Genomic DNA, 7,211 nt, shown 5'->3' with positions numbered 1-7,211 from the left:
TCTACGAGATCTGCACGCTGTTGGCTGACAAGCTGGGGCTGAAAGAGGAGTTCACCGAGGGAAAGACTCAGATGGACTGGCTTGAGTGGTGCTACGACCAGGGCATCGAGGCCGGCGCGGCCCTGCCCGCCACCTTCGACGAGTTCCGCCAGACGGGCCTGTTCAAGCAGACCGACGACCACGAGCCCTCCATCGCCCCCATGCCCGAGGAGCTGGCAACGCCCTCCGGCAAGTACGAGGTGTTCTCGAAGCAGGCCTTCAACATCTCGAAGCAGTGGGACCTCACCGGCGACGGCTTTGTGCCTGACGACGGTCTGGACCAGATCACCCCGTGCCCCGTCTACTACGACAGCTTCGAGGGCTACGGCGATCCGCTGCGCGAGGAGTACCCGTTCCAGCTGATCGGCCACCACTACAAGACGCGCACCCACTCCTCCTACGGCAACGTGGCTTGGATGCAGGAAGTGGCGCCGCAGCAGGTGTGGATCAGCGAGAAGGACGCCGCCGATCTGGGCATCCAGCAGGACGACGAGGTCATCGTGTCCACGGTGCGCGGCCGTTCGCAGCTGTCCGCGAAGGTGACGAACCGCATGATGCCCGGCGTGGTCAGCATCCCGCAAGGTGCCTGGTACGAGCCGGAGAGCCGCGACGCGGCCACCTTGGGCGACCCGTCGGTGCTCGATAAGGGCGGTTGCATCTCGGTGCTCACCTCCATGCGTCCGACGCCCATCGCAAAGGGCAACGGCGTCCATTCCAACCTGTGCAAGATCGAGAAGGCCTAAGAGGGGGGAGTAGAAGATGACTCAGTACGGTTTCTACGTTAACACCGATATCTGCATCGGCTGCAAGGCATGCATGACGTCCTGCTTCGATCGTCAGAATTTGGACGTGCCGCTCAAGTTCCGCAAGGTGTACGAGTTCGGCGGCGGCGATTGGCAGACCGATGACGCGGGCGCCTTCACCACCACGTCTTTCACTTACTACGCATCCATGACCTGCGGTCAGTGCGACAACCCGGCCTGCGTGGCCAATTGCCCCACGGGTGCCATGCAGAAGGACGAGGAGTTGGGCATCGTCAACAACGACAAGGACATCTGCATCGGCTGCATGACCTGCCAGAAGTCCTGCCCGTACAACCATCCGCAGCAGTTCGCCGACGGGCTGTCCTGGAAGTGCGTCATGTGCACCGACGAGAGCCCCGACGCCACGCCCGACCCGGCGTGCGCGAAGGCCTGCCCCATGCGCTGCATCGAGTTCGGCCCCATCGAGGAGCTGCGCGAGAAGCATCCCCAGGGCGAGGACAAGATCGGCGAGCTTTCCAACGAGACGAGCCCGAACGTGGTGTTCGAGCTGCACCGTGACGCGTCCAAGGGCGGCGCGCTCATGAACCCGGCGGAAGTGGCCTCGCAGGACGCCGCACCGGCAGCGGTGTAGGCGGCGGCCCTTCGAGGGCCCGGGCAATTGACGTCTAGCAAGAAGGCGGCTGGTAGGGTATAACCTTACCAGCCGCTTTTCCGAAAGGGGGAGGAAATGCACGACACCATGGCGCCCGAAGAGGCGCAGGCGTGGGAAGCACTGCTGAACTGGTGTGGATGGGCGCTGTACCACAGTCCGTCCGAGGAGGATATCGCGAAGCTGGTGGACACGCGGGCCGTGTTCGAGGAGGAGCCGTTCACGACATGGGCGCCCGAAGGGTCGCGCGCTTTGGCGGCCGTGTTGGAAGAGGCGGCATTCCGCGAGGGTGGCGCGGCCGATCTGGCCCGCGAGGTGCACTTGGATCACACCTATTTGTTCCGCATGACGGGACAGAGCCGCACGACGCCCTACGAGTCGGTGTACCGCACCGACGAGGCCATCATGTTCGGCGAGACGCTGTTCGACGTGCGCCGGTACCTGGCTAATGCGGGCCTTCAACTGGAATCTGATTTGAACGAGCCCGAGGATCATGCGGGTCTCGAGTTCATGCTGGCGGCGGCGCTTTTGGCCCAGGGCCGTTCCGACGAGGCACGGGCGTTTCTGTCCGACCACCTGCTCGTCTTCGGTCCGCTGTACCTGGCGAATCTTGAGAAGCGCGCCCAAACCGATTACTACCGGGCGGTGGCCTCCCTCTGCGCGGCCGTGCTGGCCGGGGCGGCCGACGCCTTGGGCGCGGCGCCCGTCGAGCAGATCGATGCCGCGCGGTTTGCCATTCGGGAGTAGGAACTGCCGTGGGCTTAAGGGGGTTTGGTCGAAAAACGGGGTTGCGCACGAAGCTCATCGGGCTTCTGACGGCGGTGCTCGTGCTGATCACGGCCGTGTTTCTGGTGTACACCTACGATGACCAATCGCATCGCGCCGAGGACAACCTGCTGGAGAAGTCGCGGGTGCTGGTGGCCGAGATGGACGCCGTGTGGGATTTCATCTCGCTCAACCAGGACACCATCAACTACGACGCCGACGGCACCTACGACTACAAGGGCATCCACTGCGCCATCGCCGGCAAGTCGGTGGCGGCGCTGTTCTCCGAGCGGTCGGACTACTCCATCCGCTTCACCAACCTCAAGCCTCGCAACATCTACAACAAGCCCGACGCCTACGAGCAGGCCGCGCTGGAAACCTTTCATAGCAACGACGCGGTCGACGAGATATGGGGCTTCGACCAGGAAGACGGCGAGCCGGTGTTCCGCTACGTCGAGGTCATGGAGGTGTCCGACGCCTGCGTCGATTGCCACGGCACCCCCGCCGGCGAGCTGGACGAAACGGGCTATCCCAAGGAGGGATGGGCCGTGGGCGATGTGGCCGGCGCCGTGTCGGTGGTGGTGCCTGCCCAGGCGGAGCTGGACAATATGCGGGACGCCATCGTGAACAACGTGGCGTTCTTCCTGCTGGTGGCCTTGGCCATGGCCATCATCATCTACGTGGTCATCAGCCGCATGGTCACCGAGCCGCTTACCTCGCTGCGCTCCGCCTTCTCGCGCGTCGGCGGTGCGGGCGCCTCGGAGTCGTCGGCGGAGCCAGCCGGTGGAGAGCCCCTGGAGGTGCTGGACATCGGGAACGAATCGGCGCTGTTCACCACCCGCGAAATCGACGGCCTCGTGAAGCAGTACCAGTCCATGGCCGAGCGCCTGAATGCGCTCTACGAGAGCTTGGAGCTGCAGGTGGCCGAGCGCACGGGGCAGCTGCAGCGCGCCAACGACGAGCTGGAGCAGCAGCAGCGCCGCGTTGAGGAGATCAACGAGCAGCTTCAGAATGAGAACCAGTACAAGTCCGACTTCCTGGCCATCGTCAGCCATGAGCTGCGCACGCCCCTGGCCTCCATCCTCGCGTTCACCGACTTGCTGCAGCAGGAGATCTCGCCCGACAACGAGTCGGCGCTCCGCCAGCTCGGCGAGATCGACAAGAACAGCGCCATTTTGCTGGATATGGTGGACAACGTGCTGGAGAGCGCTCGCATTCAGGCCGGTTCCGAGTCGCTCAACCTGGAGCTCATCGACCTCAGCGATTTGGTGGGCATGATCGAGGCGGCCATGAGCCCCGTGGCAGACAAGAAGGGCGTGGCGTTCACCACCCAGGTGTCCTCGGCAACGCCCCTTATGCTGGGCGACTGGGAGAAGCTGCGGCGCGTCATCGCGAACCTGGTCAGCAACGCGGTGAAGTTCACGCCTACGGGCGGTCGCGTGGCGCTGGAAGTGGGGCTCGTCGGCGCCGATGAGCGCGAGCGTGACGATCGCTGGCACGGGACCACGCACATCGGCACCCTCGCGGGCGAGGGCGACGCCGTGGCTATCTCGGTGGCCGACACGGGCATCGGCATTCCCGCCGACAAGCAGGTGCTGGTGTTCGAGCGCTTCCAGCAGGAAAATATGACCACGGTGCGTCGCTATGGCGGCAGCGGTCTGGGGCTTTCCCTGGTAAAGGACCTTGTCGCCATGATGGGCGGGTGCGTCACTTTGAAGAGCGTCCCCGGCGAGGGAGCCGTCTTCACGGTATACTTGCCGGTAACGGACGAGGGGGAAATCAGTGTTTAAGGTAATGCTCATCGACGATGACGAGTCGATGCGAGTGCTCATCGAGCAGATCGCCCGGCGCGGCGGCTACGAGTTCTGCTGCGCAGGCAACGGCGAAGAAGGTCTGGCTATGCTGCGCGCCGAGCGGCCCGACTTCCTTATTCTGGATGTCATGCTGCCCGACATCAACGGCTTCGAGATCTGCGAGATTATCCGCGGCGAGGGGCGCAAGGTGCCCATCATGTTCCTTACGGCGAAGGGCGATATCGTGGACAAGACCATCGGCTTCAAGGCCGGTGCCGACGATTATCTGGTAAAGCCCTTCCAGCCCGAGGAGCTGCTGCTGCGTTTGAACGCCCATCTGCGGCGTCGAAAGTGCGAGCACGACCGCGACCGCGCTACCCGCGAGCGGAGAAGCGATGTGTTCAGCGTGGGGGACTTAGAGATACACCTCGGAAAATACGATGTGCGGCTGCGCGGTAAAAGCGTGGCCCTGTCGTCACGCGAGATAGAGCTTCTCGAAGTGCTGGCCTCCGATGCGGGCAGCGTGTTCACGCGCGATCAAATACTCGAGGCCCTGTGGGGCAGCAAGGAAGCCGCCGATCCGAACTCCATTACCGTCATGGTGCGCAAGATTCGCGAGAAGATCGAGGACGACCCCTCGAAGCCGTGCTATCTTAACACGGTATGGCGCATCGGCTACAAGCTGGCCGATCGCCTCTGAAAGGAATCTTACAACGAGGCGGGAGCCCCCATGGACCAGTTCGAACCCTGCGAGTTTTTCGCCACCTGTCTCCCGGGGGCGGAAACGCTGCTGGCCCGCGAGCTGGAAGCGCTCGGCGTGCGGAAGGTGCGCCCTTTGGCGGGCGGTGTCACCTTTTACGCCAAGCCAGCGGGTGTGCTGCGGGTGTGCCTGTGGTCGCGGCTGGCTGGGCGCGTGAACTGCACCGTGGGGCGCGCCAGTGCCCGCGATGCCGAGGCGCTCTATGCCGATGTACGGCAGATGGCCTGGGAAGACGAGGTGGGCGAAGGCGCTACCATCGCCGTGAAGGTAAGCGGAACCAATGCCGCGCTGCGCAATACCCAGTTCACTGCTTTGAAAGTGAAGGACGCCGTGTGCGACCGATTGGCCGAGGTGCGCGGCGCGCGGCCCGATGTAAATCCCCATGAGCCGGATTGTCTCATCGAGGTGCGCCTGCGCGACGAGCGGGCCACCGTGTCGGTGGACCTGTCGGGTGCGGCGCTCACGCACCGCAGCTACCTGCTGCCCGAGGACGGCGACGATGCCCCGCTGGCCGTGGCCCAGGCTGCCGCGCTGTTGGCGAGCCTTCGCGCTGGCGAGGCGTTGGCGGCTGGCTGGGGGCTGTTTGATGCCGCTTGCGACGACGGCCTGTTGGTCTGCGAGGCGGCCTCGGCGGCGGCTGACCAAGCTCCGGGGCTTTTGCGCGAACGTTGGGGGTTCACGGGCTGGGGACGCTTTGACGAAGCCACCTGGGACGACCTGCTCGCCGAAGCCGACGATCGCTTGGAGGCGGGCATAGCGGCGCTGCTGGGGAGCGCGCCTTCCACCGAGGCTCTCGGAGCGGCGCCCGACCAGGAGCGCGTGCGCATCGTGGGCGTGTCGGCCTCGTCGCCGGCCGTGGCCCGGGCCCGGGCGCATCTGCGTCGGGCGGGCCTGCGCGCCGTGGCCAGCGTGGAGGCGGCCCGCGACGGCGATGCCGCCGCGGTGGAGGCGCGGCTGGCCCAGGTGGTGGCCCGCGGAGCGAACGCGGATGCCGAAGCCCCGGCCCTGATCGTGGCCTCGGCGGCCCCGGTCTCCCATGCGGGCGATGATGCCCGAGCCGTGGCAGAGACGGGAGCCTTCCTGGCCGCTGCACGCCGAGCGCCGGCGGGTTCCCGGTTCGGCTACGTGGGAGCCGAGGGCGTCGAGGACCGTTTCCGCACCGCCCCAGCCCAGCGGCTGTCCATCGGTCGCGGTCGGGCCGAGGCTGTGGTGGAATGCTTCGACGCGCCGCCGGCAGAGCCAGTGGTGCTTTCGGTGCCGAACCCTGCGGGCGGCTCTGACCTTTCCGTCGAGGTGAACGACGCCGGGGCGGCGCAGTTCGCCGCGCGCCTGCGGAAGGTGGTCCGCGAACGGCGCAAGTGGGCTCAGCGAGAAGGGGTCCACTGCTATCGAATCTACGATGCCGACCTGCCCGAATACGCCGCGGCCATCGACGTGTACGAGGGTGCGGGCAAGGCTGAGGGCGCGCTCTACGCCCATGTGGCCGAGTACCAGGCCCCCAAATCGGTCGACGAGGCGAAGGCCCGCGCCCGTTTCGAGGACATCCTGGCGTTGGTGCCCGTGGTGCTGGGCATTCGCCCCGACCACGTGTTCTCCAAGGCGCGCCTGCGCGCTCGCGGCGGCGGTCAGTACCGCGATGCGGGCAACCGCAGCTACGTGACCCATACCGCTGAAGACGGTCTTACCTTCGAGCTCGATCTGGGCGGCTACCTGGACACGGGCCTGTTCCTCGACCATCGCGTCACGCGCGAGATGGTGGGGAAGATGGCGGCGGGCAAGACGTTCCTCAACCTGTTCGCCTATACCGGTGCTGCCACGGTGCACGCCGCGGCAGCCGGCGCCAAGGCCACGACCACCGTGGATCTTTCGGGCACCTACCTTGACTGGGCGCAGCGCAATTTGGAGGCCAACGGCTTCAGGGCCCAGCGCATCGACGGTGAGGGTCGTAATAACGGCAGAGGGGGAAGTGCTGGTCGCAGTAGCCGAGAGGCCGGCCGCGGGCGAGACGGTCGCCCCCCAGCCGCTCGGCCCGGGCAGCGTCCCGCCGCCCATCAGCTGGTGCGCGCCGACGTGACGCGCTGGATCCAAGAGGCCCGCCGCGCGAACCAGCGCTACGACGTCATCTTCGTGGATCCGCCCACGTTCTCCAACTCGAAGGCCATGGGCAAGCGCACCTGGGATGTGCAGCGCGACCACGTGGAGCTGCTCATTGCCGTGTCGCGCCTGCTGGCGCCCGGCGGCGTGGCGGTGTTCTCCTGCAACCTGCGCACCTTCAAGCCCGACACCGAGGCCCTGGCGCGCTATGGCGTGCAGTTGGAGGACATCACCGCCCAAACCATTCCCCATGACTTTGAGCGCAACCCGCGCATTCACCACTGCTATATCGTCCGTCGCGGGGAGGCCAAGGCAAGCTAGGAGGAATTTTTCCCACCGGCGAAAAA

The 7,211-nt window shown here is 65.8% G+C and carries 6 protein-coding genes; all 6 read left to right on the top strand.

Annotation, left to right across the window (positions count from 1 at the left end):
• Positions 1-20: 20 nt before the first annotated feature.
• Positions 21-782, top strand: a complete 762-nt coding sequence (locus tag QZ307_RS01520) for a molybdopterin dinucleotide binding domain-containing protein (protein ID WP_295994763.1) — start codon at positions 21-23, stop codon at positions 780-782.
• A 16-nt stretch (positions 783-798) separates the two neighbouring features.
• The gene (locus tag QZ307_RS01515; RefSeq protein WP_295994761.1) at positions 799-1,434 is read left to right on the top strand and encodes a 4Fe-4S dicluster domain-containing protein; all 636 of its coding nucleotides are present in this window, start codon (positions 799-801) and stop codon (positions 1,432-1,434) included.
• 96 nt (positions 1,435-1,530) lie between these two features.
• Complete coding sequence (locus tag QZ307_RS01510) at positions 1,531-2,199, top strand: molecular chaperone TorD family protein (protein WP_295994758.1); 669 nt, start codon at positions 1,531-1,533, stop codon at positions 2,197-2,199.
• A gap of 41 nt (positions 2,200-2,240) precedes the next feature.
• Entirely contained in the window at positions 2,241-4,007 is a 1,767-nt protein-coding gene (locus tag QZ307_RS01505; protein ID WP_295994755.1) for a DUF3365 domain-containing protein, read from the top strand.
• Entirely contained in the window at positions 4,000-4,710 is a 711-nt protein-coding gene (locus tag QZ307_RS01500) for a response regulator transcription factor (RefSeq protein WP_295994753.1), read from the top strand. Before QZ307_RS01505 ends, QZ307_RS01500 begins: the two co-directional genes overlap by 8 nt.
• 30 nt (positions 4,711-4,740) lie before the next feature.
• On the top strand, positions 4,741-7,185 hold the full coding sequence (gene rlmKL, locus QZ307_RS01495) for a bifunctional 23S rRNA (guanine(2069)-N(7))-methyltransferase RlmK/23S rRNA (guanine(2445)-N(2))-methyltransferase RlmL (protein WP_295994750.1): 2,445 nt from the start codon (positions 4,741-4,743) through the stop codon (positions 7,183-7,185).
• The last annotated feature ends 26 nt before the right edge of the window (positions 7,186-7,211 follow it).

This window comes from uncultured Adlercreutzia sp. (genome assembly GCA_910585575.1).
Classification (GTDB): Bacteria; Actinomycetota; Coriobacteriia; order Coriobacteriales; family Eggerthellaceae; genus Adlercreutzia.
The sequence above is the reverse complement of the archived record's forward strand: the minus strand, read 5'-3'. Positions and strand labels throughout refer to the sequence as shown.

Excerpts from the sequence above, each read along its gene's own strand:
- QZ307_RS01515 (WP_295994761.1), top strand. The coding sequence starts at position 799 with ATGACTCAGTACGGTTTCTACGTTAACACCGATATCTGCATCGGCTGC.
- QZ307_RS01510 (WP_295994758.1), top strand. The coding sequence starts at position 1,531 with ATGCACGACACCATGGCGCCCGAAGAGGCGCAGGCGTGGGAAGCACTG.
- rlmKL (WP_295994750.1), top strand. The coding sequence starts at position 4,741 with ATGGACCAGTTCGAACCCTGCGAGTTTTTCGCCACCTGTCTCCCGGGG.